Origin of the sequence: Sinorhizobium psoraleae (assembly GCF_013283645.1) — a bacterium.
GTDB classification, from domain to species: Bacteria; Pseudomonadota; Alphaproteobacteria; order Rhizobiales; family Rhizobiaceae; genus Sinorhizobium; species Sinorhizobium psoraleae.
Genome location: NZ_JABEKV010000002.1, coordinates 635,626 through 662,106, shown reverse-complemented (window position 1 = coordinate 662,106; position 26,481 = coordinate 635,626). Strand labels below are relative to the sequence as shown.

Annotated in this window: 19 protein-coding genes, 1 tRNA gene and 1 pseudogene; 17 read left to right on the top strand and 4 right to left on the bottom strand. The window is 61.3% G+C overall.

All coding sequences use genetic code 11. The features are described 5' to 3' along the window. Positions 1-46 precede the first annotated feature (46 nt). Together ILFOPFJJ_RS11970 and ILFOPFJJ_RS11965 are read left to right on the top strand one after the other, a co-directional pair. Positions 47-3,148, top strand: coding sequence for a type III restriction-modification system endonuclease (locus ILFOPFJJ_RS11970; protein WP_173510766.1), 3,102 nt, complete (start codon positions 47-49; stop codon positions 3,146-3,148). A 34-nt stretch (positions 3,149-3,182) separates the two neighbouring features. After that, complete coding sequence (locus tag ILFOPFJJ_RS11965) at positions 3,183-4,106, top strand: restriction endonuclease (protein ID WP_173510765.1); 924 nt, start codon at positions 3,183-3,185, stop codon at positions 4,104-4,106. Positions 4,107-4,146: 40 nt separating this feature from the next. Here the strand turns inward: ILFOPFJJ_RS11965 and ILFOPFJJ_RS11960 are convergent, their stop codons facing one another. Beyond that, positions 4,147-5,082, bottom strand: a complete 936-nt coding sequence (locus ILFOPFJJ_RS11960; RefSeq protein WP_112737388.1) for an HNH endonuclease — start codon at positions 5,080-5,082, stop codon at positions 4,147-4,149. 462 nt (positions 5,083-5,544) lie between these two features. Between ILFOPFJJ_RS11960 and ILFOPFJJ_RS11955 the strand changes: the two genes are divergently transcribed. From ILFOPFJJ_RS11955 to ILFOPFJJ_RS11920, 8 genes are all read left to right on the top strand, one after another. After that, on the top strand, positions 5,545-6,666 hold the full coding sequence (locus ILFOPFJJ_RS11955) for a hypothetical protein (protein ID WP_173510764.1): 1,122 nt from the start codon (positions 5,545-5,547) through the stop codon (positions 6,664-6,666). A 334-nt stretch (positions 6,667-7,000) separates the two neighbouring features. Next, positions 7,001-8,068: a hypothetical protein gene (locus ILFOPFJJ_RS11950; protein ID WP_173510763.1), complete on the top strand. Its 1,068-nt coding sequence runs from the start codon at positions 7,001-7,003 to the stop codon at positions 8,066-8,068. A 108-nt stretch (positions 8,069-8,176) separates the two neighbouring features. Beyond that, entirely contained in the window at positions 8,177-8,719 is a 543-nt protein-coding gene (locus tag ILFOPFJJ_RS11945; protein WP_173510762.1) for a hypothetical protein, read from the top strand. Continuing rightward, complete coding sequence (locus ILFOPFJJ_RS11940; protein WP_173510761.1) at positions 8,712-10,685, top strand: ATP-binding protein; 1,974 nt, start codon at positions 8,712-8,714, stop codon at positions 10,683-10,685. The genes ILFOPFJJ_RS11945 and ILFOPFJJ_RS11940 overlap by 8 nt, the downstream gene beginning before the upstream one ends. Continuing rightward, positions 10,682-11,458: an ATP-dependent Zn protease gene (locus ILFOPFJJ_RS11935; RefSeq protein WP_173510760.1), complete on the top strand. Its 777-nt coding sequence runs from the start codon at positions 10,682-10,684 to the stop codon at positions 11,456-11,458. Before ILFOPFJJ_RS11940 ends, ILFOPFJJ_RS11935 begins: the two co-directional genes overlap by 4 nt. Before the next feature lie 41 nt (positions 11,459-11,499). After that, the gene (locus ILFOPFJJ_RS11930) at positions 11,500-12,438 is read left to right on the top strand and encodes a DUF429 domain-containing protein (RefSeq protein ID WP_173510759.1); all 939 of its coding nucleotides are present in this window, start codon (positions 11,500-11,502) and stop codon (positions 12,436-12,438) included. Between the two features lie 319 nt (positions 12,439-12,757). After that, complete coding sequence (locus tag ILFOPFJJ_RS11925) at positions 12,758-13,072, top strand: hypothetical protein (protein WP_173510758.1); 315 nt, start codon at positions 12,758-12,760, stop codon at positions 13,070-13,072. Between the two features lie 243 nt (positions 13,073-13,315). Then, positions 13,316-15,652, top strand: a complete 2,337-nt coding sequence (locus ILFOPFJJ_RS11920) for a hypothetical protein (protein WP_173510757.1) — start codon at positions 13,316-13,318, stop codon at positions 15,650-15,652. Positions 15,653-15,695: 43 nt separating this feature from the next. Here ILFOPFJJ_RS11920 and ILFOPFJJ_RS11915 read toward each other — a convergent pair whose 3' ends face one another. Both ILFOPFJJ_RS11915 and ILFOPFJJ_RS11910 read right to left on the bottom strand, forming a co-directional pair. After that, positions 15,696-17,786 (bottom strand): site-specific integrase, encoded by a 2,091-nt coding sequence (locus ILFOPFJJ_RS11915; RefSeq protein ID WP_173510756.1) that lies wholly within the window; start codon positions 17,784-17,786, stop codon positions 15,696-15,698. Between the two features lie 155 nt (positions 17,787-17,941). Next, a tRNA-Gln gene (locus tag ILFOPFJJ_RS11910) sits at positions 17,942-18,015 on the bottom strand. 322 nt (positions 18,016-18,337) lie between these two features. Here ILFOPFJJ_RS11910 and ILFOPFJJ_RS11905 point away from each other — a divergent pair. From ILFOPFJJ_RS11905 to ILFOPFJJ_RS11895, 3 genes are read left to right on the top strand one after another with little or no spacing between them, the layout of a single operon-like run. Continuing rightward, positions 18,338-19,975, top strand: a complete 1,638-nt coding sequence (locus ILFOPFJJ_RS11905; protein WP_173511498.1) for a Ppx/GppA phosphatase family protein — start codon at positions 18,338-18,340, stop codon at positions 19,973-19,975. Then, a complete protein-coding gene (locus ILFOPFJJ_RS11900) occupies positions 19,972-20,709 on the top strand; it encodes an RlmE family RNA methyltransferase (RefSeq protein WP_173510755.1) in 738 nt (245 codons plus the stop codon). Before ILFOPFJJ_RS11905 ends, ILFOPFJJ_RS11900 begins: the two co-directional genes overlap by 4 nt. 3 nt (positions 20,710-20,712) lie before the next feature. Then, a complete protein-coding gene (locus tag ILFOPFJJ_RS11895) occupies positions 20,713-21,096 on the top strand; it encodes a VOC family protein (RefSeq protein WP_173510754.1) in 384 nt (127 codons plus the stop codon). 70 nt (positions 21,097-21,166) lie between these two features. Here ILFOPFJJ_RS11895 and ILFOPFJJ_RS11890 read toward each other — a convergent pair whose 3' ends face one another. Further along, on the bottom strand, positions 21,167-22,576 hold the full coding sequence (locus ILFOPFJJ_RS11890; protein ID WP_173510753.1) for a DHA2 family efflux MFS transporter permease subunit: 1,410 nt from the start codon (positions 22,574-22,576) through the stop codon (positions 21,167-21,169). A gap of 276 nt (positions 22,577-22,852) precedes the next feature. Between ILFOPFJJ_RS11890 and ILFOPFJJ_RS11885 the strand changes: the two genes are divergently transcribed. From ILFOPFJJ_RS11885 to ILFOPFJJ_RS11870, 4 genes and pseudogenes are all read left to right on the top strand, one after another. Next, complete coding sequence (locus ILFOPFJJ_RS11885; protein ID WP_173510752.1) at positions 22,853-23,836, top strand: MBL fold metallo-hydrolase; 984 nt, start codon at positions 22,853-22,855, stop codon at positions 23,834-23,836. A gap of 189 nt (positions 23,837-24,025) precedes the next feature. Then, positions 24,026-25,528, top strand: coding sequence for an IMP dehydrogenase (gene guaB, locus ILFOPFJJ_RS11880; protein WP_173510751.1), 1,503 nt, complete (start codon positions 24,026-24,028; stop codon positions 25,526-25,528). Between the two features lie 75 nt (positions 25,529-25,603). Beyond that, on the top strand, positions 25,604-26,020 hold the full coding sequence (locus ILFOPFJJ_RS11875) for an MAPEG family protein (RefSeq protein WP_173510750.1): 417 nt from the start codon (positions 25,604-25,606) through the stop codon (positions 26,018-26,020). Between the two features lie 201 nt (positions 26,021-26,221). Further along, positions 26,222-26,359: pseudogene (locus ILFOPFJJ_RS11870) on the top strand (zinc-dependent alcohol dehydrogenase); the annotation flags it as partial. Between the last annotated feature and the right edge of the window lie 122 nt (positions 26,360-26,481).

Genomic DNA, 26,481 nt, shown 5'->3' with positions numbered 1-26,481 from the left:
AAGCTCTACGAGAGCTACGAAAGAAATTTAAGAAAGCTGACGTCTCATGAAGCTCAAATTCAAGGTTCAGCCATACCAGACTAATGCCGTTGAGGCGGTCGTCGATTGCTTCGAAGGCCAGGTCAAATCCGATGCCTTGAGCTACCGGATCGATCCCGGCCGCAAGGCGCAGACAAGTGCTTTCGAGGAGGGGTTCAAAAACGCCGACTTCTCGATCAGCGAGGCGCAGATTCTTGAAAACATCCGAATGGTGCAGCGGCGCCAGAACCTGCCGCTATCGCAGTCTCTGACCGAATTCACCACGTTCAATACCCGTGGCGAACGCGTGGCCGTTGCCGCTACCTATAAGAGGGATGCGGTTGCGGCGACCCGCGTGCATCTCGACGTCGAGATGGAGACCGGCACGGGCAAGACCTACTGCTATATCAAGACCATCTTCGAGATGAACAAGCGCTATGGCTGGTCGAAGTTCATCATCATGGTGCCCTCGATTGCCATCCGTGAGGGCGTGGCCAAATCGCTACAGATTACCGCCGAGCATTTCACCGAAGGCTATGGCAAGAAGGTGCGGTTCTTCATCTACAACTCGAAGCGCCTGCATGAACTGGAGAGTTTCTCGTCCGACGCCGGCATCAATGTGATGATCATCAACATCCAGGCGTTCAACGCGCGCGGAGCTGATAACCGCCGCATCTACGACGAGCTGGATGACTTTCAGTCGAGAAAGCCGATCGACGTCATCGCGTCGAACCGTCCGATCCTGATCCTCGACGAGCCTCAGAAGATGGAGGGCGCGGCGACCACCGAAGCCCTGCCGAAGTTCAAGCCGCTGATGATCCTGCGATACTCAGCCACGCACAAGACGCAGCACAACCGCATCCACCGCCTCGACGCGCTCGACGCCTATAACCAGAAGCTGGTGAAGAAGATCGCTGTACGCGGTATCCAGGCACGCGGCCTCGCAGGCACCAATGCCTACCTCTATCTCGAAGGCATCGAGATCTCGAAAAAAGCTCCCGTTGCCCGGATCGAGCTGGAGGTGAAGCTGACTTCGGGGGAGATCAAGCGCCAGCTTCGCCGTGTGGAGTTCAAGGACGACCTCTTTACGCTGTCGGGTGAGCTTGATCAGTATCGCGGCTTTACCGTCAGCCAGATCGATGCCGTGAGCGAGACCGTTGAATTCACGAACGGTGTCGTCCTCAAGGCGGGTGAACCTAACGGCGACGTCTCGGAACACGACATTCGCCGCATTCAGATCCGGGAGACGATCAAGGCGCATCTCGAAAAGGAGAAGCAGCTCCATTCCCGTGGCATCAAGGTGCTGTCCTTGTTCTTCATCGATGAGGTGGCGAAGTATCGCGACTATACGCAACCCGACGAGCGGGGCGAGTATGCCCGTGTTTTCGAGGAAGAGTATGCGCTTCTCAAGGGCGAATATCTGTCGGAGCTTGCAATCGACAACGAGGCCCATCGCAAATTCCTGGCCGGCATCGACCCCGCGAAGACCCACAATGGCTATTTCTCGATCGACAAGAAAACCAACCGCCTCAAGGACCCCGATGTCGTCAAGACGGGGGACAATAAGGGGCAATCAGAGGATCCGGACGCCTATGACCTCATTCTGAAGGACAAGGAGAGGCTGCTATCGTTTGCAGAGCCGACCCGGTTCATCTTCTCCCACTCCGCGCTGCGTGAGGGCTGGGACAATCCGAACGTCTTCGTGATGTGCATGTTGAAGCACAGCGAGAACCAAATCTCGCGGCGCCAGGAGGTCGGTCGTGGTCTGCGTTTGAGCGTGGACCAGAACGGCGATCGCATGGACAATCCGGTCACTGTTCACGACATCAACGTGCTGACGGTGGTCGCCAGCGAGAGCTACAGGAATTTTGTGGATGCGCTTCAGAAGGAAATGGTCGAAGCGCTGACTGCCCGACCGCGGCAGGCGAACGAGGAGTATTTCAAGGGTAAGCTCATTCAGGCGGATGGCGCGCCGATCGAGGTATCGTCCGACATGGCAGCGGGCATCGAGTTCTATCTCGTGCAAAACGGCTATGTTGACCGGCAGAAGAACATCACTGAAAAGTATCAGAGCGCCCGTGAGAACGGGACGCTGGCTGAGCTACCGGAAGATTTGAAGTCCTACACCGACCAGATCGTGGAACTGATTGACGGCGTCTTCAATGAACGGCAGTTGCCAAAGATGCAGGACGACCGCCGCTCGAAGCACAACCCGCTGAATGACAACTTCCACCGGAAGGAATTTCAGGAGCTCTGGAGCCGGATCAACCAGAAGGCAGTCTACAAGGTCGAGTTCGAGCCGGCGGAACTAATCCGCAAGAGCATCAGCGCGCTGGACAGCCATCTTCGGGTGACACCGCTGCAATATACGGTCACCGCAGGCATCCAACGAGACGGCCTGACCTATGACGCGGTCGGGGATGGCAAGAGCTTCCGCGAAAACGAGCAGGAGACGTACCAGGCCGAAACGGTTGTCTCGCTCGTCAAGTACGACTTGCTGGCAAAGCTCGCAGAAGCGACCCAACTCACCCGGCAGACCATCGCGGAGATCCTGTCTGGGATCCAGTCGAGTGTGTTCGGCCAGTTCAAGCAGAACCCGGAACACTTTATCAGCGAAGCGTCCCGCCTGATTATCGAGCAGAAGGCGACGATGGTCATCGAGCGCCTGACCTACGATGCTGTTGCCGAGCGCTATGAGTCCGACATCTTCACGGCCAGCCAGACCGTTCAGGACTTCTCCAGGGCGAGCGAGAAGTTGAAGAAGCACGTCTACGACTATGCGTTTCTCGATTCAGACACCGAGCGCAAGTTCGTCGAGCAGTTGGACACCAGCAACGAGATCGTCGTCTACGCGAAGCTTCCGAGAGGCTTTGCGATCCCGACTCCTGTAGGTGACTACAATCCGGACTGGGCCATCTCGTTCAAGGAAGGTTCGGTTCGGCACATATACTTCGTCGCCGAGACGAAGGGCACCTTGTCATCCCTGAAGCTGCGCGAGTTCGAGAGCACAAAGATTGAGTGCGCCCGGCGGTTCTTCGAAAAAATCGGAAACTCGATGACGACTGACAAGGTGAAGTATGACGTAGTCACGGACTACTCACGGCTCATGGACGTTGTGAGGAGCGCGTGACGCCCGACCCTAACCGCATCGCTGAGCCAGACCGATGATACCGGACTACCAGAGCCTCATGCTGCCTGTGCTGCGCCTCGCTGCCGTAGGCGAAACCCGCGTCGCTGACATCGCGGAGCGGGTTGCTGACGATCTGGATCTGACGCCGGAGGAGCGAGACGAATTGCTGCCGAGCGGCCGCCAGCGCGTGCTCCATAATCGCATCCATTGGGCGAAGTTTTATATGAGCAAGGCCGGGCTGATCGCCTCGCCAGCGCGGGGCCGCTTTGTTGCGACAGACAAGGGGAAGGCGCTGTTGGCGACGGCGCCGGAACGCATCGACGTGGCGGTCCTGATGCGAGAGCCGGAGTTCCGCGAGTTCTACAGGAACGAAGGCGGTGCCGCCGAGCAGGACGGCGTCATCGCGAAGCCACTTAATCTGGCCTCTCCCCGGACGACGCCGGAGGAGCAGATCGATGCAGCCCATGCGGCACTCATGGCCGCGCTGCGCGACGAACTCCTTCAACGCATCCTCGCGAACAGCCCGGCCTTCTTCGAGCAACTGATCGTCGATCTCCTGGTCGCCATGGGCTATGGCGGTAGCCACAAGGACGCCGCTGCCCAGCTCGGTCGCTCCGGCGACGGCGGTGTCGATGGCATCGTCAACGAGGATCGCCTCGGCCTTGACCGAATCTATGTCCAGGCCAAACGCTACGCGCCCGGCAATCCGGTCGGCCGCCCGGACGTGAATGGCTTCGTGGGAAGTCTCGTTGGCCTCGGCGCCACCAAAGGCGTTTTCGTTACCACCTCAACCTTCAGCCAGCCGGCGCGTGACTACGTGAAGCATCTGGCACAGCGGGTCATTCTCATGGATGGACAGGAACTGGCTGATTTGATGATCGAGCACGGTGTGGGCGTCCGCAGCTATCGCACCGTCGAGTTCAAGCGACTAGACGAGGACTTCTTCGGCGAGGAGTGAAGGGGAGAAGGTAGAAAGAGCGGAAATCATTTCCGCCACCTTACCCCTTGAACACCTGCTCGCGATGATACTGTAGGAACTGCGAATGCGGCCGTTCGTCCGGCCGTGATGGGACGAGCAGGCGCCGCTCCGGCTTGATAAGCCGCGTGATGGTATCGGGTACGCCGCCGCCTGCGATCAGCAGGCTGTAGTCATCATCAACCGAGATCAGGCCGCGATCGAACATCCAATGGACCGTCCCGGAGAGCGCGAGCCCGTTTCGCACACTGTCCGGCCCACCATGTGCCACCGGACGAATATGAGCCGCCTGGACTTCTGATCTTCCGCCACCGTTGATCAGCTTGAGTCCGGTGACGGCACAGGTGTCATGATAGGCCGTCTTGATGGCTGCGGAGAACGCTCGATCCCGGAAGGGGCGCTGTAACACCTGGGAGACGATCCGGCGATCGATGTTGTCGATCTCGTAAGGCATTTGCGGATTGTCGCCAAAGCCGATGTGTGCTTCCTCGGCCGGATCCGGCGTCGGCCGCGCGCGGTCACGTTTCCCGAGGACATGCGCGAAGCCAGCCGCGAGGATCAGGTCATACTCGGCGTCGGGGATGTTCCGGACAGCGCGGCCGAACGCGCCTTTGTTCGTCGAGCCGTCCTCCTTGCGCAGGCCGCTCTCATAGTAATGATCCGCCTCCTTGAACGGGACGGCATGATCGAAGGGCAGAAAGTCCTTGATCAGCGCGTAGAAGTGATCGGGCTTCGATGGATCCGGTATGATGTCGGCAATTCGCGCCGTCGCGAAATACGCCTGTCTGCCACCTGTCTTCATCAAGTCGCCGCTCGGACGCCTCGGTTCATAATAGACGATCCAGTCGCCGCGGGCCGCCTCGACCTGACGCAAGTAAGTCCGCGGAAAATGATACCGCTGTTCCGGGAGATCGTCGTAGGTCGGATCGACCTTGGTGGTGAGTATGGCCTTCACCATTGGGATGGACTTGCCCTCACTCTGCAAATCAGGCTGCGGGACCTTGTTACCAGGTCGCAGGCTGACTTGAAAAGAGCCGGATGCTCCCGCCGTTTCAGCCCTACTTTGGCGGAAGGAACGCACGTATTAATTGTGCTTGTTGCTTGCGTTCGCGGAAGTAAAAATTTTTTGAGGTGATGCCGATATGAAGTAATTTAAGGTATTTTAAAGTAATTATTGATGTCTAATTCAGTGAGATACTTGGAAACAATTTATTGCAAAACTTAGGATTGCTTTCCTATGGCAGACTGTTCTGAGATAATAGAGGGGTAAAGGCGGTTATGCTTTTACAATCATCCCTCTTACATGGAGATAACCATGACCAAGACTGCCAACGCATCCGCTCTCCCGTCCGCCGCCCGCACGTTCTACGAAGCCAACGCTGTCGCAGAAGACATCAAGAGCCAGCTCGAAGAGACGGCCATGTTCCTCATCAGCGTTTCGCGCCGTTCAACCGAAGAGACCTTCAAGCTCGGGGAGCATCTTGAACGCGCAGCCGAGCTGCTCCCGGATGGGACGTTGGAAAAATGGGCCGTGGAGCGCTGCGGTTATACCGCGCGCCACGTCCGGACCCAGCGCGCGGTATTTCGCAACCTGGATGCCTACCGGGATATTCTGGTGGAGCTGGCCGTGGGTCCCACAGTCCTTGGGAAGTTGAGTGCTGCGGAGCCCGAGCAGATCGAGCAGGCTATTGGCTTCGCCGCCCAGAACGGCAAGCTCAGGGTCCAGGACGTCGCAGCGATTATGGCCGGCTCGAAAAACGAGACAGAGGCACGGCCGCAGATCGATCCGTACGATATCGGAGGCCTTGACGGGCTCAAAGCGATCATTGCGATCAAGGTCCGGGATGGCATCAAATCCTTCGTCGGACACCTGGAGGAGATCCGCGCGCACGTCAGTGAGGCGTTGCCGAAGAAGAACATCGTCAAGAAGACCCTCGCCGAAAAGACACATCTGACGGCGCGCCTTGCCCATAAGGAACTGGAAAGTCTGGCGCAGTTCGTCAGGCCCTATCCAACCGCGGCATATGTAATCTCAAATAGTGCCCTTCCGAGCAAGACTGGTTGGGCCGCGGTCAGCGCGCTGCTCTACAAGATGGGCAGCGAAACGACTTGGCCGGACAAAGGCGAGCTTCGGACCTGGTTGGAAACGGAAGTCGTGCCGATTCTGGAATGGGCCACCTCCAAATCAAGCGCCCCGGCCTGGCCAGGTGCGGAAACAAGTGAAGCACCGAGCGCGAGTGTTCCGGTCGAGGTTGGTGCGGACGAGCCAGCTCCTGCGGATGTCAGCGGCAGCCCCGACTCGGTACTCACGCCTATCCCCTCGGTCGAAGAAAGGATGGAGTCTATCGCTGCGGCGTTTGGAGCCACTGCCACGATCGAGGCGCCCAAGTCCAAGCTCACACTGGGGGATGACGTTCCTTCCGTCGCTGAAGCACTGGCCAAGCCTGAAAAGCGCCCGACGCGAGCGGAACTCGTCGGCCGGATCAAGTCCGAGTCGGGCATCGTTACGAAATCCGTAACGCCACCAAACGCCGCCGCGTGATCGCTTGACCCAAGACCGGGCGGCCGGAATCCCGGCCTTCCCACCAAATTCGAAAGGGCCGCACGTCGGCCTTTTCTTTTTGCATTCGATGGCCAGTGGACACGCGCCGGCGAATGTGACGATCGCCGGAAGCGTTCATCGGTCCCGGACCTCGTGGGCCCGCCGTTAACTATGTACCGGCTTTGTTCTTTTTTGCTCTTCTGGGTCCTTGAGCCCGGCTCCCGGTCCTGCCAGGGTAAGGCCGTTCGGAAGACCGGACACAAAGCGGCCCAAGCCGATGCTGGTAACATCGACTAGGGCCTGACCCTCAGCCTTCGCGAAAAGGAATCGGGCTATGACCACGCATACTCTCTCTGTCCCCACTGGGGAAGCTCTCCGTTCGACCGCAGCAGCGGCATCTGTCTTCTCCCACCGTTCGTCCGGTCCCGGCGCCCGGACCGGCCTTGGCGAGCCGGCCGCGCTGCGCCGCTATCCGCACATCGTTCGCTTCGCTGAAGGCGAAGCCGAACTCGATCTGCTGATCGATCGCGCCATTGCCGCCATCGCCGACGGCGATCCGGTCGAGGACGAAATCCTCGGCCACTACGTTCACATCGCCTCGCTCGTCCGCGCGGTGTCGTTCCGGGAAGGCAAGTTGCTCGAGCAGGCGGTCGAGCGTCTGGCAAAGGCCAACCCGAACATCACCGTGCTGACCCAGTCCTTGAAGCTGCCGCTGGTCAAGGCCGCCCTCGAAGCCGTCTCCGGAAACGACTGGCAGAGTCTTGATGGGGTCAAACTCGACTGCGAGGCGCCGGCGAAGGGCAGTTACACGCCGGACCTCATCGTCGTGAACCGCGCGCGGCATACGGCCTACATCCTCGACCTCAAGCGGTCGCTCGCCTCCTACGGCGACACCAGCCGTATCGAGGAGCTGAAGCTGAAGATGATGGCGTCGGCGATGGTGTTGCCGGACTGGCTGTACAAGAATCACAAGCGGACGATGGTCGATACGGTTGAGGTTGCCATTGTCGACGGCGCCAGCCGCCCGAGCGATCATGCCACCGGCATCTGGGCCCTGTCTGAGATCGACGACCTGCTCGAGATCGATGGCGTCGCCGCCTGTATGGCGGAATTGCGTCTCCGCTTCGGTCGTCGCGTGCAGCAGCTTCTTGAGGCGGAGGCGCGCGAGGCCCTCGGTATCATGGCGACGGTGGTGTCGGATGCGCACACTTCCACCATCTCCGGTAAGCCGCGGATCGCGTTGAACGGTCCGGCGCTCAGCTACGAGGAAGAGCAGGCGATGGCCGCGCCGGACGAGGATGATGGCCATTGCGATCTTGGCTGCTTCGACGAGGATCCGGATGACGAACCGGAACCGGTCCGTATCCGGGTCGGCTTCGCCCGCCGTCCGCGCCGGCACTAGCGCTAGCCAGCGGCACTGATCGCGGCCGCGCCGAGACGTGCGCGGCCCGCTTCCCCTTCTTCCATTCCGACAACGCTGGAGGCCATGCGCTCCGGCGAGGAGACAGTCATGTCCATCGATACCCACAGCCCGTCTGTGGCCGGCTTCCGTTGTGAAGCGGTCACGCCCGATACCATCGCATTGCCCTGCCTTCACGGCAGGCTCGCGACTATTCCCTGCCTCGTATCCGCTGGCGTCGACCAGCATCCAGGTTCCGCTGACGATCCCGCCATCCTAATCGGCCTGGCGCTCGCCTTCGTCCGGCAAGGTCCTTTGCTGGATGGCCACGTGCCGAAGCCCGTAATGCTGCGGCTGAATGCGCTTGCCGATGGCGGCGACCCGGCATGCCGCCTGCTGCTCGACTGGCTGCGAAGCCGCAACCGGGATTTCGGCCGCTTCCCGAACGAGCATCTCTCGTCGCCTGCTTCGGTCGCTCCTCCGGGGAACACCCATCCGCTGCGTCGTTCGCCGCGCGAACGTGTGCTGGCGGCTTCCACGATGTCCGGTCACCGCGACCGTCAAAGGCGCCTCCGGACACGGTCGCGCGATCCGGTGCGGAACCCCGAAACGGCAATTATTGCCGCGGAGACCGAAGGGCGCGCCGATGGATAAGATCGCCCGCCTGTTCGTTCACCGTCTTCGGCATCTCGCCCGCCGCGAGGCGCGTCGGGCCGCTTTGCGCAGCGGCCTGCTGGAAGGCAAGATCATCGATGTCGATGGTCATCTGCTCTTCCACTACAGCCCGGCCTTCGACACGACGCGGCTGAGCGGCGATCCGATTCGGGATGGCGCCTGGTTCCGGCGGAACTTTGGCGATTGGCTGGTCACGCCTAAAGAGACCGGCAATCCGGCCTCTAGCTCTGGCGGCGAGATTGCCGTGACGACGGAGGTCAGCGGCGTGCCGCTCGCCTCCCGGCTGGTGGCCTTCCCCCGGGCGCGGCGTGGCGTGCTGGTGCAAGATGCGGCCCTGGGCAACGGCATCGATCGGCGTGCCTACGCCGTCGGTCTGGTCGATCGGGCGGCGGCGCCGCTAGTCAGTCACACCGTGACGGCCCTGGTGTTGGCGCGCGCGGTCAGAGGTAGCGGACGGTCACTTCGGGAGATCGTTCATACCCTGACCTGTGTGACGCCGGTCGTCACGCTCCACGCGCCACTCGAAGGCTTTGAGCGGGAAGTGACGCGGCTTCTGGAAAAGTCCCGGCTGGTGCCTGGCGGTCCCTTCGCGATCATCGAGTCCGATCACATGTTCAACGACGATCACTTCGACGTCGTTGAAGGGGAGACACGCAGGCGTCTCATGGCGTTCTCGGGCGCAGGGGTGCATCGCGTCACCGGCAAAGCCCTGCGTCGGCGGATGCTGAGTGCGCTGTCCCGCGGCTTCCCGATCCTTACCCTCGCGGAGAAGCGGTCGGACATTCCCTCCCTCCTGCGCATCTCCGCCGACTTGTCGTTGGAAACGGGAAAGCTCGAGCGCAGCTTCGTCTCTGACCTCGTCGAGGTGCTCTATCCGAATGCGGGAATCGAGACGCTGGGCCTGCCGTCGGATTCCGATGCGCGCTGGCTGTCGCTCGAGGATCTGGTCCTTGCGTTCCGGCCGGGACGGCATGTCCGGGACGTGCTGCACGTCCTTACAATCCTCATCGAACGCAATCGCGGTGACTTCGAGGAGGAGGACGGCGATGGTGGCGAGAAGGCAAGGGGATCCGGATCGAAGCCTTCCGCCACCTCCACCGACAAACCCACGGGGTCGGACGAGAAGCCAAAACCTTCTGACAGCGATAGCAGCACCCGCTGGAAAAAGGACAAGCCGTCGGGCGCCGAAGTGATCCAGCCGGAACCTTTGCTGGCGACTGACGAGGCCGGCCATAGGCCACCCGTGACCGTCGAAACGCTCTCCGGCTACGGCAAGGCGAAGGACTGGGCGCTCGATCTCAAAGCCGACCTCGACGACTATCGCGCGAGCATCCTTGTCTGGTCGGAGATGAGTACCAAGCTGCTTCTGTCCGGCCCGCCGGGGACCGGCAAGACGAGTTTTGCGCGGGCGCTGTGCAACAGCCTGCAGGTTCCGCTGGTCGTAACCTCCGTCTCGACCTGGCTTCAGGGCGGGCATCTCAACGACGTGATCGACAAGATGAACAAGACCTTCGTCGAGGCGCGTACCATGGCACCGGCGATCCTGTTCATCGATGAGATCGACGGCATCGGCAAGCGGCAGTCGGCCGAGCGCGAACATGCCGACTATTGGAATACCGTGGTCAACAAGCTGCTTGAACTGCTCGACGGCGCCGTGAAGAGCGAGGGGCTCATCGTCGTCGGCGCTACCAACCGCCCCGACGATATCGACGAGGCGATCAAACGCTCCGGACGGCTGGAAACCCATATCGAAATCCCGAAGCCCGGTGTCCCGACGCTCGCGCAAATCCTGGCGCATCATCTCGGCGACGATGTGATGTCGCTGATCCGGGAGCAGGAACCGGACGCCCGGTCGGAGACCGATGACGGGTTCTCGCTGAAGAGGATCGTTGCCGACCATCTGAAGAAAGAGGCGGAAGACGAACGAAAGGGAGCAGGCCGATGACCGAGCCGGAGAACGGCAACACGGCGGAAACGCCGGCAGCCTCGCAACAGAGCAATCCCGGCGACGCGATCCTTCGGCGTCTGGCGACGCGGGCCATGGGGCTGACGGGCGCCGATATTGAACGCATCGTCCGGGAGGCGCGATTGAAGGCGCGACGTGGCAAGCGGGCGATCTGCTTCGAGGATATCGAAGACGGCATCCGCGGCCATCGTCCGCCCGTGCCCTACAATCTGCGTTGGCGGTGGGCGTTCCATGAGGCAGGGCATGCGGTTGTCCATCATGCACTCGATCTCGGTCCCGTCCGTGGGCTCAATATCGATACCGGGCAGGGCGGCTACAATCTCGTCGGCTTCCATGTCTGGTCCACCGATACCCGAGACTGGTACGAAAATATGCTGACCATGCTCATGGCCGGGCGGGCAGCGGAAAAACTGATGCTCAAGCGCGTATCGAGCGGCTCCGGTGGCTCCGACGACAGTGATCTGGCGCGGGCGACAAGGATCGGCTTCGACTTGGAGCGGACGCTTGGCTTCGGGACTGAACATCCGCTGCTCTATCGACCCCATCGCGATCCGGGCGCGGTTCTCGACCGTGACCCCGACCTGGCCTCTCGCGTTCACGCCAGGCTGGAGGCGGCGCTCGACCGGGCGGCGGCAATCCTCAGGAGGCGCAGACCGACCTTCAATGCCTTGGCCAAGGCGCTGTTCGATGCCCAGGCGCTGGATGAAGAGGCTGTGCTGCAGATCCTGACAGACGATGATCTGCCGCCCTAAACCTGATAGTCATGCGCCGATGAGGAGAAGCGGAGTGCAGGATGAGTGTCGCGGTTGTCGCCCATTGCGATTGGAGCATGGACCACAAAAAGCGCTGGATGGCTGTGGCCACCAAGCGCGGCGAAGACTGGCATCTTCAATCTCCGGAACTCGTCGGTGACACGTCGAGCCTGTTCGAGCGGCTGCGGCGTCGCGCGGCCGATCCTGGCGCGCTTCTCATCGGCTTCGACTTCCCGATAGGCCTGCCGGCGGCCTATACGCGAGCAATCGGCCTCGGTTCTTTCCGGGAGGCGCTGACATCATTCGGGTCCGAGATCTGGTCGGACTGGTACAATGTCGCTGATCATCGCGACCATATCTCGCTGCAGCGCCCGTTCTATCCCGTCCGTCCCGGTGGCACGGCGCGCGCCCATCTGTTCGACGCCCTTCGGATCTCTGACGCTTTGTCGCTCCTGCGCATCTGCGAACGGGCGACCGCCGATCGGCAGGCGGCCTGCCTGTTGTTCTGGACGCTTGGCGGCAATCAGGTCGGCAAGGGTGCGATCTCGGGATGGCGGGAAATCATCGTGCCGAGACTGAATGAAATCGGACTGTGGCCGTTTGACGGAAGCCTAGTCGATCTCGCGGACAGCAACCGGGTCATCGTCACTGAGACCTATCCCAGTGACGTGTACCGTCAGATCGGCATGCCCCGAAGTGGATGGAGCAAGCGGCGCCACACAGACCGGATACGGATGGGACAGAGTATAGTGCCCTGGCTTGCAGCGCGGCCGAACCTCGATACCGGTCTGCTTCAGCCGATCATCGACGATGGCTTCGGCTCGGACAAGACAGGCGAGGATCGTTTCGATGCCGTCATCGGATTGCTGGGTATGCTCGATGTCGTTGACGGTCGGCGGGGTGAAGGCATTCCTGCAATCGATGCCGTCCACAAATGGGAGGGCTGGATCCTCGGGCACCATCGTGATGATGTGGCGTGATTTGAGATGAGGTGCGGCACGTTGTCTGCAACTCACATCAAGTCTCCGGCAACCTGAAACAAATTGCGCTCATTTGATTCCGAACACCGGATTTTTGATTCGGAATTCGAATACGACGATTCATCAACGCCGTTCGCAGCCGATTGCGTTGTCTCGGGTTGAGATAACGTGCCCGCAATTCGAAACAAATTGCGCTCATTTGATTCATTTTTCTGCGCCGCCGATTCAAAGGTCGATATTTCCGATTCCGCCGAACAAGGCTTGCGCCGGCAGGCCGTTCCCCTGACCATTGAAGAGGGTAAGCAGCGGGAGGAGCAGCATGACCCTGAAGATAGCCAGGCAACGACAGAAGGCGCTTCGCGACGCCAACAAGAGGGCGAAGCGGCCCGACAGAGATGACGTGGCCCGGGTGGCGCTGTTTTGGCTGATCCGGCGGGCGATCGAGAAGGGGCAGCAGTTGGAGCTTGAGAAGTTCCAGAACAAGATCGTCTCGATGCTGACCGATCAGGGGTTCGATGAGCGTGAATGCGACGCAGTGTTCGACGATTTGGTCGCAAAGTACCGGACGGGCGGCTCGCCGTTCCGCAGGAAAATCCACCTGATCCATCCCGACGGCCTCGACCAGGAGATTTGAGCGCGCCTGGGTCCGCACGGTCCTTTGGTATCGGATATGTTTGCTCGACGAAGCCGATCCAACGCCTAACGGCGTTTGATGGAATGACGACTTCTCCCCCCATTACTTCGTAAAACGCCGTTTGATTCTGAATCGGATTTCCGGAGAAGCAGTCTGCTGCTCCAATCCTCCGTTAATCTGCTTGGCTTAGCTCGACCGGCCCCCTCGCATAGAGGGTCCGAGTAACGAACAGCATGAAGTGAAATGACCAAGCTAACTGCAATCAAAGCCTTCCAACGTAAGATCGACGCCTATTGCGAACTGCGTCTCTCGACCACCTTCTCCAGCGACGAAGCCGAAGCCCTTAGGGCCTACATGCGACGACTTATCGAGCGAAGGTGCGGACCGCCCCGAACGGGAGGCCGCACAGAATGGGATGTCGTTGCCCGCACGACCGGAATCGATGCTCGATCGCTTGCATCGCACCACCGTTTGATCGACCCCGGGTTTGATGCCATCGTTCGTTGGAACAGGGACGGCGAGAAAACCGCTGGAGCGGTGCAAGAGGGGTCCCGAAAGGTCGGAGGCGCAACGAGGGCAAAGAATGCCAGCGCCGAGAAAGCGAAACCGACAATCAAGTCGGCACTTCCGAAATTTGCGCGTTCCCAGGTCGCCCCCGCGGTGCATAAGCCTGGCGTGATAGTCGAGTTTCCGCAACCTTTGTTTCGCGAGTGGGATGACCCCGCCGACTTCGCAGCCGCACTCCAGCTCCACATGCGTCGCCACGGTGAGACCTACTGGGTTCTCTATCGATCAGTCGTGCGACCTGATGAGCCCATGGACAAGAATACACTGTTGAGCTGGATCGAAGGCCGGCGTGTGCCACGTAGCACCGACAGCTTCGATGTCCTTGGCCGTATCGAGCGCCGCTATCGTCTCCCGGAGGGCTACTTCAAAGCGAAGCTGCCGCATCAGTCGCGGTCGGCGTCCGGTTTCAATCTCTCTGGTCTCGAGCCTGCGGAACGACGCAGGATCGCGTGGCATCTACCAGATGATTTCAACTCGCTTCCGTTCGCCAAGCGCGAGGAGATTTTGGATTGGGTCCGTCGCGTGATCATCAGCGGGTCGACGGACTATCGCAAATTTCAGGCTGCCGCGGCGAAGCAGCGCTATGCCATCCGCTTTCCCGGCGTATCCTACGGTGGACGCGCGCCGCGTGATGGAAAGATCGCGGTTCCGGCGAACTATGAAGAGACCTGGATCGAAGACCCTGACCTGTTGTCCGGCGTCATCGATGCGCCGCCGACGCTCGCGATGGAAATGGCGGACTTGGTCCGCTTCAAGACATCCGCGCTGACCTCGATCGGATTTCAGCGAAACGGTGTCTGGGGCGAGGAAACCGCCTCCCAGAAGATTGAGCATCTCGGCCTGATGTTTGGCGCACTTGCGGCGTCAAAGGCGGGAGAGATCAAGGGATATGGGGTGCCGCTGCGCCAACTGACCTTCGGACTGCTAATCTTTCCGGGGGTCTGGGACTGGTATCTGCAATGGCGCGAAAGCCGCCGGGGTTTCTACACGGCGTGGGAAGTCGACATGCTGCGGATCGCCTTGGCAATCACCAAGGAAAGCACCGGGTGGCTTCGGCAACATCCGGAACTCCTGGCGCGTGTGCAGCCTATTGCCGGTCTCGTCTCGCAGAACGAGATCGATTATGCCCGGGAGGATTGGCACGGCGCTTGCGAGGACTTTCACAAACATGCCTCTCACCGTGTGAAGGAAATCCAGCGCATCGCCCGGGTCCATCGCGATCCGTTCGAGCCGATCATGCCGGTCCTCGAAGCTGACAGTCCTGTCGGCGAATATCGGAGGATCACCGAGGAGATCATCAGGCTGATGCCTGATGAGGAGCGCTATCCGCGTCCGGCTGCCGAGGCGGTTCGCTCGTTCCTCATGCTGAGGCTAGGACTGCACCTTGGACTTCGCCAGAAAAACCTGCGGCAGTTGATGCTATGCCCGCGCGGACAAATGCCCCGTTCGGAGCGCGTGCTCGAAAAGCTCAAGCGTGGTGAAATCCGCTGGAGTGACCGAGACGGTGGCTGGGAGGTGTTGATCCCGGCGGTGGCTTTCAAGAACGCCCATTCGTCGTTCTTCGGAGACAAACCATTTAGGCTGGTGCTGCCCGATCTGCTCGACCTCTACCGCCACATTGATGATTACGTCGAGCGCCACCGTTCGGTACTTCTTAAAGGTGCTGCCGATCCCGGGACGTTTTTCGTGAAGACGGTCAAGACGACGAGTACCGACGCCGCCTACGACATCACCAGCTTCTATGAGGCGTGGCGGCTCACCATCCAGCGTTATGGCATCTACAACCCCTATACCGGGCGAGGGGCGATCAAAGGCCTGCTGCCCCATGGCCCCCATAACGTTCGTGATGTTCTGGCGACCCACATCCTGAAGCAGACTGGCTCTTACGAGCAGGCAAGCTACGCCATCCAGGATACGGCGGACATGGTCGCCAAGCACTACGGCCGCTTCCTTCCGCAGGACAAGGCGGCGCTGGCTGCCCGCATTCTCAACCAGGTCTGGGAAGCGGCCTAATTTGCGGAGTGCTGAGGCGGAAATCATTTCCGCCTCGGTCGCTTCACTTCTTGCCTTCTCGCGCCCATGGCGGCGGCTGCTTGTTCTCGATCCACGGAAGAAGCTGCAGCGGCTTCGGTTCGATGGTTGACGTAATGATCGGATAGTGCTTGAGCGCGCTGCGCATCAATGGAAGGCCGGCCGGATTGGTGTATCGCGTGTTCGTTTCACTCCCTTCGCTCAATCGCCCCGAGATGTCATCGATCACTTCAGACGAGACGCCGGCCTGCTTCAGGGTGTCTGCCATGCCGTGGCGAAGGGCATGAATGGATCGCTCCCACATTTTTTCGCCCAGCGCGCCGCGCATGACAGGGATGAATGTGTCGTAGAAACGATTGCCCGGATCATTCTCCGTCTTGTCCGAGAAGAGATCCGGAAACAGAGCCTCGTATCCAAGCTTCTTGATCGCTTGAAGATAGTCGATGAAACCCAAGCGAACCATTTCACCAGGCATGGGCAGCAGTCGTTCCGATTGTGCGGTCTTCAGCCGCCGAAGGCTGTTCGTGCGAAGGATGATGACATAACCTTCCTCGTCCTTGGCAATGTCGTTGACTGTCAGTCCGGCGAACTCTTTGCGTCTGGGTCCGAGATAGGTGAACAGGATCGGCAGATAGTAGAGCGAATCGTGAAAGACATGCTTGCCCGGCTCCCGACGTTGTCCACGCAGATGACCTCGTGAACCTCGATAGAGAGGGCTGGCGAAAATTGGGGCAATATCCTGCGGCGTTGGCTTGTACTGTTGGCGGCGGATTTCGCCAGCTTTGGGCTTTCTCGGGCGCAGACCTTCGAACGTCCAATCCTCGATTTCGAACCCGTGTCCCTTCAGATGTTTCAGGAAATGCTGCAGGTTGCCGAAGTGTTTGCGGATAGTCCCGGCGGCGAGACCCACCTCCGCCTTGGTTCCCGAAGCCTCCGCCGCCTTGCGCAGCTCATGGCCCTTCGCGCGCAGTTCCGGCGCCGACATGATCCTCATCCGGCTGCTTCGACCCCAGTTGATCGGGATCTCATTGAAGTGCTGACGCAACAGACCGATGTGGTACTGCTCGATCTGCCCGGAATCCTCGACGCCATGTTCTACGAGCACCGACTTGAACATCCGCACCAGCGCCATGGCGTCTCGCCCCGTTTCCGCGGTCCATTCTTCGCCCATGTTGGCGATGAGCTTTTCGCACTCTTGCTCGAAATCCGCGACAGCAACAATTCTCTGGTTGGGCTGTTGATTGCCGAGCGCCCCCTTCTCGGTTGTCGGTGCCGTGCGCGGCGAAAGTTCGAGGTAAGCGATTTCCGGTGCTTCCGGGATGTCGGTCGCAGTTGGTGCCGACTTGCTCTCTTTGGTCAGCCTCAACGAGGGAGCGGCAGCAGGTTCGACCTCGACGGGCTTCTCCTCGACCACGGACTTGTTCGCTCTGCCGCCACCTGTGAATTCGCTTAAGCTGCGGTCGACGAGGTCGTGGCGTTCATCGATATCCAGTAGGGCCGCAGCGCGGCCTTCGAACATTTTCGACATGGCGCGTTCGCGATTGAGCGCCGTGTCCTCAATCTCGAAGTGGTAGATCAGTCGTCTAATGCCGTCCTCAAATCCAGGGCTACGCGCCGTACTCAGCTCGCCGCGATAGTTCGCCCGGATGGCATCGACATGCGAGGCGGGGACGCCGTTCTTCAGGAGGTAGGTGAGACCAGGGCAATCGCCTTGGAGGATGAGCTCCGACCGGGTCCCGAACTTTGCCAGCAGTTGGCAGGCCCATCCAACCTCGAGATCGAGCTCCATCTCGACGACATCGCCACCGCGGCCGTTGCGCTTGGCCATCGTGCTGATGTCATCGAGCCTCTCGATTTCTTCATCCCGTACGTGCTCGAACAGGATCTGGAGCTGCTTCTTGGTGGTCATCACGTCCTTCGAATTCATCTTTAGTTCGGCCAGCCGCGTATTGAGCTTCCGGCCGATCATCTGAGCCTTTCTATGGTCGGAACAATGAAGGCTGAGTGAAAGGCGAGTGCCTGGCCGGCAGTGGACGAAGACGGCCGGTACGCGTGCCCGCCAATAGAAGATGTTTCCGCGGCGGATCAGATTCTCGACCTCGTGGCGTACGGCCATGACGAATGCCCTGTCTTCCCCAGGGCTCGTCCATCGCGTTGTTTCGCGTGGGCATCACCTCTGGGCATCAGTTCTGGGCATCAGGTCGCCAATGATGCCAAAACGGTATCCGGCACGACTGGAAAATCAAGGAATTAAGGGGTTTTAGCGAGAGTTGGCTGGGGAACCTGGATTCGAACCAGGACTAACGGAGTCAGAGTCCGCTGGTCTACCGTTAACCTATTCCCCAAGGTTCGCTGGCTGGGCGTGGCCGCCGCGTCGGTGTGGCGGGCTTATAAACAAAAGAACGCCCGATGCAAATACCTTTTGGCAAAAAAATGCGACTGGCCTGTGGCCAGCCATCCTTTTCCACGCGATGGCGGCGGGCAGGACGTGGAAAGGGGTGAATCACGCGCCCGCAAACGTCGGTGGCGGTTCAGTTTATCGGTCTTGCGGCAGCGTCAAAAAAGGTTTGGCGAAAAGGGACGGCGCTGGTACAGTCGCCGCAACGTAAAATCGAGAGAGCGCCTTGAGCGGCCGAAAGGTCTCGCCCGGCGCGATGGTTGAGACAAGTGAGAGACCCCGATCACGGCGCAAGGCCGGCTGAGAACGGGGCGTCGGCAGCAGACCGTGGCGAGGGGCACAAGCATGTGCCGCGCGGCGGAAAAGGCAAGCGGAGACGGCGCAGGCCGTCCGGCTCGCCGTCTGCAGTTGCCAGCCAATCCGGTCAGGCCGGAGAAGCAGGGCGTCCCGCAGGACTGGAAGTGGCGGAGCCGGCGCGCAAGCGCAAACGGCGCCGACGCTCGAAAGCAGCAAGACCGCAGGGCCAGACAGCGACCGCCGGTTCCGGTGGAAGCGTCGAGCTTGTCGATGCGGCGATTACCGACAAGAAGGGCCACAAGCGCAGCAAGAAGGCGCGGCATCGGCGCGGGCTTCAGGGGCGGCCGCTGGCGTCGAACGGCAAAGCGCATGTCACCGAGCGACCGGGCGATCAGCGCGGTGCCGAGACCGCCGCGGCTTCGCAGTCGGCACAGGCATCCCGACCGGAAAATCTCCGCGCCCCCTTTGTTACAGCGGGCGAACCACAGGCACCGCTTTACGCGGCTCTCGATCTCGGCACCAACAATTGCCGACTCCTGGTCGCGCAACCGACCCGGCCGGGCCAGTTCAGGGTCGTCGACGCGTTCTCCCGTATCGTTCGGCTCGGCGAGGGCCTCGGAGCGAGCGGGCGCCTTTCGGACGATGCAATGGAGCGATCCGTCGAGGCACTCAAGATTTGTGCCGCAAAACTCAATGCCCGTTCGATCCGCCGTCGTCGGCTGATCGCGACGGAAGCTGCGCGCTCGGCCGCCAATGGCGAAACCTTCTTGAAGCGCGTAGCTGAGGAAACCGGGCTCGAGCTGGAGATCATCGATCGCGAGACGGAAGCGCGGCTGGCGGTTTCCGGCTGCTCGTCGCTGGTCGATCGCGAGACGAGGTCCGTCGTCCTCTTCGATATTGGCGGCGGCTCATCGGAGATCGCCATCATCCGTATTGGTGACAACCGGTCGAGCCGGCTTGCCAATCACATCACCCATTGGACTTCGCTTCCCGTCGGCGTAGTGACCCTTTCCGAACGCCACGGCGGCGAGCATGTGACGCCGCAGAGCTTCGAGGAGATGGTACGCGAGGTCGAGGGTATGCTCGCCCGCTTCGACAGCCCTCCGGTAGAGGCTTTGGCAAACGGCGCATCGGGCAACGGCTTTCATCTGATCGGAACGTCGGGAACGGTCACGACGCTTGCAGGCGTGCATCTCGATCTGCCGCGGTACGATCGCCGCAAGGTGGATGGGCTGTGGCTCTCTGACGACGAGGTTTCGGCGATGCAGTCCAGGCTGCTCTCCTGGGATTTCGAGGCACGCGCCGCAAATCCCTGCATCGGGCCCGATCGCGCCGATTTGGTGCTCGCCGGCTGTGCGATCCTCGAGGCAATCCGCCGCCGCTGGCCTTCGACGCGCATGCGCGTGGCCGATCGCGGTTTGCGCGAAGGCCTGCTAACGGACATGATGGCTGACGACGGCGCCTGGCGCCGCGCGCGTCCGCGCCGGCACCGTAACTTCAATGGCGGAACGGCGAACCAGGAAGGAAGCAAAGCGCACGAAGGTAACAAGGCCCACCACGGGAACAAGGCCCATGAGGGGAATAGGGCCCATGAGGGGAACAAGGTATGACGAAATCGCCGATCGGCGGTAACCGCAGCGGCCGTAAGCTTGGCCAGAAGGTGAAGAAGGGGAAGCTCAAGGCTTCTTCGCGCCGCTGGATCGAGCGCCATATCAACGATCCTTACGTGCAGCGGGCTCAACTCGAAGGTTATCGCGCCCGGGCGGCCTTCAAGCTTCTCGAAATCGACGAAAAGCACAAGATTCTTGCCGGCGCGCGGCGCATCATCGATCTCGGCGCCGCGCCCGGCAGCTGGTCGCAGATCGCCGCCAAGGTGACCAATTCGACCGATGCCGATCCACGTGTGGCAGCGATCGACTTCCTCGAAATGGATCCGATCCCCGGCGTGCGCTTCCTGCAAATGGATTTTCTCGATCCGGAGGCTCCCGACAGGCTGAAGGAAGCGGTTGGCGGGACGCCCGACCTCGTCATCTCCGACATGGCGGCGCCGACGACCGGCCACCGCCAGACCGACCACCTGCGCACGATGCATCTTTGCGAGGTCGCGGCCCATTTTGCCGTCGATGTACTCGCGCCCGGCGGCCACTTCCTGGCCAAAACGTTCCAGGGCGGCACCGAACGCGATCTTTTGAACATGCTGAAGCAGAATTTCCGCCAGGTCATCCACGTCAAGCCGGCCTCGTCTCGCGCCGAATCGGTCGAGATGTTCCTGCTCGCCAAGGGCTTCAAGGGTCGGCGCGCGGAAGAACCCAGCGAACCGGCGGAAGACGCTGCAACGGAGTAGAACATGCTGCTTTATGTGACGCTCGGCACGAACGACCTCGATCGGGCGGGCGCGTTTTATGACAAGACGCTCGGAACACTTGGCCTGAAGCGCCGGAAGCAGGACGAAGTCGAAATCGGCTACGGCGCCGAAAGCGATATCCGCTGCCGCCTCTGGGTGGTGACGCCGTTCAATCGCAAGGCGGCGACGATCGGCAACGGTTCCATGGTCGCGCTCGAGGCGGAAAACCGCGCCGCCGTCGATGCTTTCTACGCGGCGGCACTCGCGAATGGCGGCACGGACGAGGGCGCGCCTGGCTTGAGGCCCTTCCACCCGAATTTCTATGCGGCCTACGTCCGCGATCCGGACGGCAACAAGCTGTCGGCGGTCTGCGAGCGGCCGGAATAGAGAGGGCGAGGCAAGTGTGAGCGGTTTTCCGCCCACGCCCGGATTCAGACGGAATAACGAATTAGCCGCCCTATTTGCCGGCCGTCGTCTCGACTTCACGCAGCTGCAGGCGGTGTCCGGAGATGGAGGCGCCGGCGTCCTTCGCCATCCGCAGGAAGGGAATTGCCGCCAGCAGATTGGCGGCGGCGATGATCATGAAGGCGATCTGGAAGTCTTCGAGACTCAGCGGGCGACCGCTCACCGCCGTTTCGATCTCCAGGATCGCGCCTGCGACGGCAACCCCCAGGGCAAGGCTGATCTGCTGCAGCACGGCACTCATCGACGTCGCCTTGCTGGCATCTTCGTCCTCGATTTCGGCGAAGGAGAGGGCGTTGACGCTCGTGAAGAAGAACGAACGGGCGAAGCCGGCAACCAGCAGAATGGAGAGCATGACCAGATAGGGCGTTGCCGGCGTGAAGAAGCCGTTGGCGAAAGTCATCAGGGCGGCGGTGATCGCGGCAATGATCAGCGTGGTGCGGAAGCCGGCAAGAGCGAGAACGCGGCGGGCGAGGAACTTGGTGGTGATGGCCCCGACTGCACCGATGAAGGTGATCAGGCCCGACTGGAACGGGCTGAGGCCGAAGCCGATCTGCAGCATCAGCGGCATCAGGAAGGGAACGGCGCCGACCGAGATGCGGAAGACGGTGCCGCCGATCGTGGCTGCGCGGAAGGCGCTGTTCCTGAAGAGCTTCAGATCGAGCACCGGCGCCGGATGCCGGCGGGCATGGACGATGTAGAGGAACGTGGCCGCGATGCCGGCCGAGACGGATGCGAAGCCGATCGCCGGCGGCAGCGCCGGCAGGCTGATGACCGACAGGCCGAAGACGATGCCCGAGGCGGCGATGCCGCCGAGCAGGAAGCCGAGAATGTCGACCGGCGGCGGGTTTCGCCGCTCCATCTCGGGCAGGTAGAGGCCGGAAAGCACGTAGCCGGCAATACCGACCGGCACGTTGATCAGGAAGATCCAGTGCCAGGAAAAGTAAGTCGTGATGAAGCCGCCGAGCGGCGGCCCGGCGAGCGGTCCGACGAGTGCCGGGATCGTCAGCAGGGCCATGGCGGAGACCAGCTCGCTTCGCGGGGCGCTGCGGACCAGAACGAGGCGCGCGACCGGCGTCATCATTGCGCCGCCCATGCCCTGCAGAAAGCGCGAGAGGACGAAAGCGATCAGACTGTTCGAGATGGCGCAGAGCACCGAGCCGACGATGAAGACGAGAATCGCCGCCCGGAAAATGCGCTTGGCACCGAATCGGTCCGCCATCCAGCCGCTCAACGGTATGAAGATCGCGAGCGCCACCATGTAGGACGTCAGCGCCAGCTTCAGTGTGATCGGCCCGACACCGATGTCGCGCGCGATTGCCGGCAGTGACGTCGAAATCACCGTTGAATCCATCTGCTCCATGAAGAGAGCCACGGCGAGGATCAACGGGACGACACGATTCATGCGGAATGCCCTAGGCTGAGTGGCGCGGGGATGGCGCGGCGATGATCGCCTACAGCATAATTCCCGGAAGCGGAATCGATTTCAGGAAATTACGGTCGGTCAAAGCGCGACCTTTTTGGACGTCTAAAAACACGAAAGCCGTCGAAGCGCAAACCAAACCAGCGATTGCAGATCAAAAGCCCGTGATGCCGCCTGTGCTTTTTCTTTGGAGCCCTAATTCCTGCCTGCCACGCCACGTGGTGGCAATGGGCCCACTTGCAGGATGGAGGGAAGAAGATGACGTTTTCGCTGACGCGCCGAACGCTGTTCGGAACGGGAGCAGTGGGCGCCCTGGCGGCCCCGACCTTGTTGACGCATTTCGCCAAGGCTCAAGACAGGATGGAAACCTCGGCAACGACGGACGGCACCGCCTTCAAGACGCTCAAGCTCGGCGCCGCCAAGGTCACGGTGATCAGCGATGGCACGCGCATGTCGGGAAAGCCGCACGAGACCTATGGTCTCAATCAGCCGGCTGACGCGGTTTCCGCCCTGCTGACGGAAAATTTCCTGCCCGCCGACGGCTTCGTCAACGGTTTTTCACCGGCGCTCGTCGATACCGGAACCGATGTCGTGCTCTTCGATACCGGCCTTGGCGAGGCCGGCCGGGAAATGGGGACCGGCAAGCTCGTCGATGGACTGAAAGCCGCCGGCTACATGCCCGAACAGGTCTCGGTGGTGGTGATCACCCATATGCATGGCGACCACATCGGTGGTCTCATGACCGCCGGCAAGCCGACTTTTCCAAATGCGCGCTACGTTGCCGGGCAGGTCGAGTACGATTTCTGGAAGGACGAGGCGCGTGCCGGCACGCCGGCCGAAAACGGCCACAAGGCCGTGCTCGAAAAGGTCGTGCCGCTTGCGGAGAAGACCACCTTCATTGCCGATGGTGCCGAAATGGTGCCGGGCATCACGGCCCTCGCCGCTTTCGGCCACTCTCCGGGACACATGGTGTTCCGGCTCGATTCCGACAACAAGGCGCTGATGCTGACCGCGGACACGGCCAATCATTATGTCCTGTCGCTGCAACGGCCCGATTGGGAGGTTCGCTTCGACATGGACAAGGCGGCTGCGGCCGCTGCTCGGCGCAAGGTCTTCGACATGATCGCCACGGACCGTCTGCCCTTCATTGGCTATCACATGCCGTTCCCGGCGGTAGGCTTCGTCGAGCGGAGCGACCTCGGCTATCGCTTCGTGCCGGCGACCTATCAGTTCGATATTTGAGCGGTAGAGAAATGTTGCCCTGCAACAACAATTACCGCGGCCCGGGAGATTTCCGGGCCTTGACTATTTTCATTCTGACATATCCGTGTTACGAGCCCTCGCCAACTTCCAAGACAAGCTTTGAAGTCACCCGGTGGACAAATCGCTGACCGTCCCCGGGGATTTTCGTTTATTGAAGAGGAACTGGCCATGGCGCGTATCATCGAAACGGCAACCGGTCTGGAGGCCCTGACCTTCGACGACGTTCTGCTTCAGCCGGGACATTCCGAGGTCATGCCGGGCCAGACGAACATCTCGACCCGTATCGCGCAGGATATCGATCTCAACCTTCCGATTTTGTCTTCCGCGATGGATACGGTCACCGAAGGCCGCCTGGCGATCGCCATGGCTCAGGCCGGCGGCATCGGCGTCATTCACCGCAATCTGACCCCCGCCGAACAGGCGGAGGAGGTTCGGCAGGTGAAGAAGTTCGAGAGCGGCATGGTCGTCAACCCGGTCACCATCGGTCCGGATGCGACGCTTGCAGACGCGCTGAGCCTGATGAAGGTCCATGGCATTTCCGGTATTCCGGTCGTTGAAAACGGCGGCAGCGGTGGACAGAAGCAGGGCCGCCTCGTCGGCATTCTTACCAATCGCGACGTCCGCTTCGCCTCCGATCCGGCTCAGAAGATCTACGAACTGATGACCCGGGAAAACCTGATCACGGTCAAGGAAAACGTCGACCAGCAGGAAGCCAAGCGTCTCCTCCACAAGCATCGGATCGAGAAGCTTCTGGTAGTGGATCCGGACGGCCGTTGCGTCGGTCTGATCACGGTCAAGGATATCGAAAAGTCGCAGCTGAACCCCAATGCGTCGAAGGACGCGCAGGGCCGGCTTCGCGCCGCCGCCGCCGTCAGCGTCGGTGACGACGGCTTCGAGCGTGCCGAGCGGCTGATCGACGCCGGCGTCGACCTGATCGTCGTAGACACCGCGCACGGCCATTCGCAGCGCGTGCTCGATGCTGTCGGCCGGATCAAGAAGCTGACGAATTCCGTACGCATCATGGCGGGCAACGTCGCGACGGCCGATGGCACCAAGGCGCTGATCGATGCCGGTGCCGACGCCGTCAAGGTCGGTATCGGTCCCGGCTCCATCTGCACCACGCGCATTGTCGCAGGCGTGGGCGTGCCGCAGCTTGCGGCCATCATGGCGGCGGTCGAGGCTGCGCAGGCGTCCGCTATCCCGGTGATCGCCGACGGCGGCATCAAGTTCTCCGGCGACCTCGCCAAGGCGATTGCGGCGGGCGCCTCCGCGGTCATGATCGGTTCGCTGCTTGCCGGCACCGACGAAAGCCCGGGCGAGGTTTTCCTCTATCAGGGTCGTTCCTTCAAGGCCTATCGCGGCATGGGGTCCGTCGGCGCCATGGCGCGTGGTTCGGCCGACCGCTACTTCCAGGCCGAGGTTCGCGACACGCTGAAGCTCGTGCCGGAAGGCATCGAGGGTCAAGTCCCCTACAAGGGGCCGGTCGCGGGCGTCCTGCATCAACTCGCCGGCGGTCTCAAGGCCTCCATGGGCTACGTCGGCGGCGCGACGATCAAGGATTATCAGGAGCGCGCGACCTTCGTGCGGATCTCCGGCGCCGGCCTTCGCGAGAGCCACGCGCACGACGTGACGATCACCCGTGAGAGCCCGAACTATCCGGGCGCCGTCTGATATCTTCCACGGGACGCCGTCGGGCGTCCCACTCCACCCGGAAACTCCTATCCGATATTTTGACGCGGAGCAGCGATGACAGGCTTCGAGATCTTCTGGCCGATGGTCGCCCATGCTTCGCTGGTTTTCGCGCTCTATGCGCTGCTCTCGGCGCGTCGCGTTTCGCTTGTTCGAACGGGCAAGGTTGAGGCGTCGCAGTTCCGCGAAAACCGCCACGAGCCGGCCGAGAGCCTTGTCGTCCGCAACAGCATCGCCAACCAATTCGAGTTGCCGGTGCTCTTCCATGTCTGCTGTGTGCTGCTCTACATCACCGAAGCCGACAACCTTGTCTCGCTCGGTCTCGCCTGGCTCTTCGTCGCTCTGCGCTACGTCCATGCCGCCGTTCATGTGACCAGCAACCGTCTCCGTTATCGCCGCCCGCTTTTCATCACCGGCTTCGTGACACTCCTCGCGATGTGGGGTTGGCTCTGCGTCTGGATGGCGACCAGCTGATCGCTATTTGCCGGCGCGACTGTTTCAGATCTGCGACGAATTTCCCGCCGAATGGCCGCTCCTTGATGCGCGTCAAGGAACCGCGTTTTTTTCTGCCGCTAAGCTTTCGTCCGTCAGCGCGCCCCGCAGAGGAGGATGTGCGCGATGCCGGCCGCGCCGGCGCCAACATCAAGCATCGGAGACCATGAAAGCCGCTGTGGTGAAGCTCTGGAATTTGCGGGCGAGGGCAAGATCGCGGCCCATTTTTCCTGGGACAAACTTGAGAACATCAACGCCATCTTCGAGTGCATGGAGGAGGGCAGGATCGACGGCCGCATCGTCCTCGATCTCAACGGCTAGGCGAAACGGGACGGGGCGGTTCTTCGCCCCGCTTCGCCCGATCCGGTGCTGCCGGTAACGCAGTTTTGTACGCCATGCGCGCGCCGGTTGACTTATCTTGTCGCCGGGCGGCTTTCCTTCCG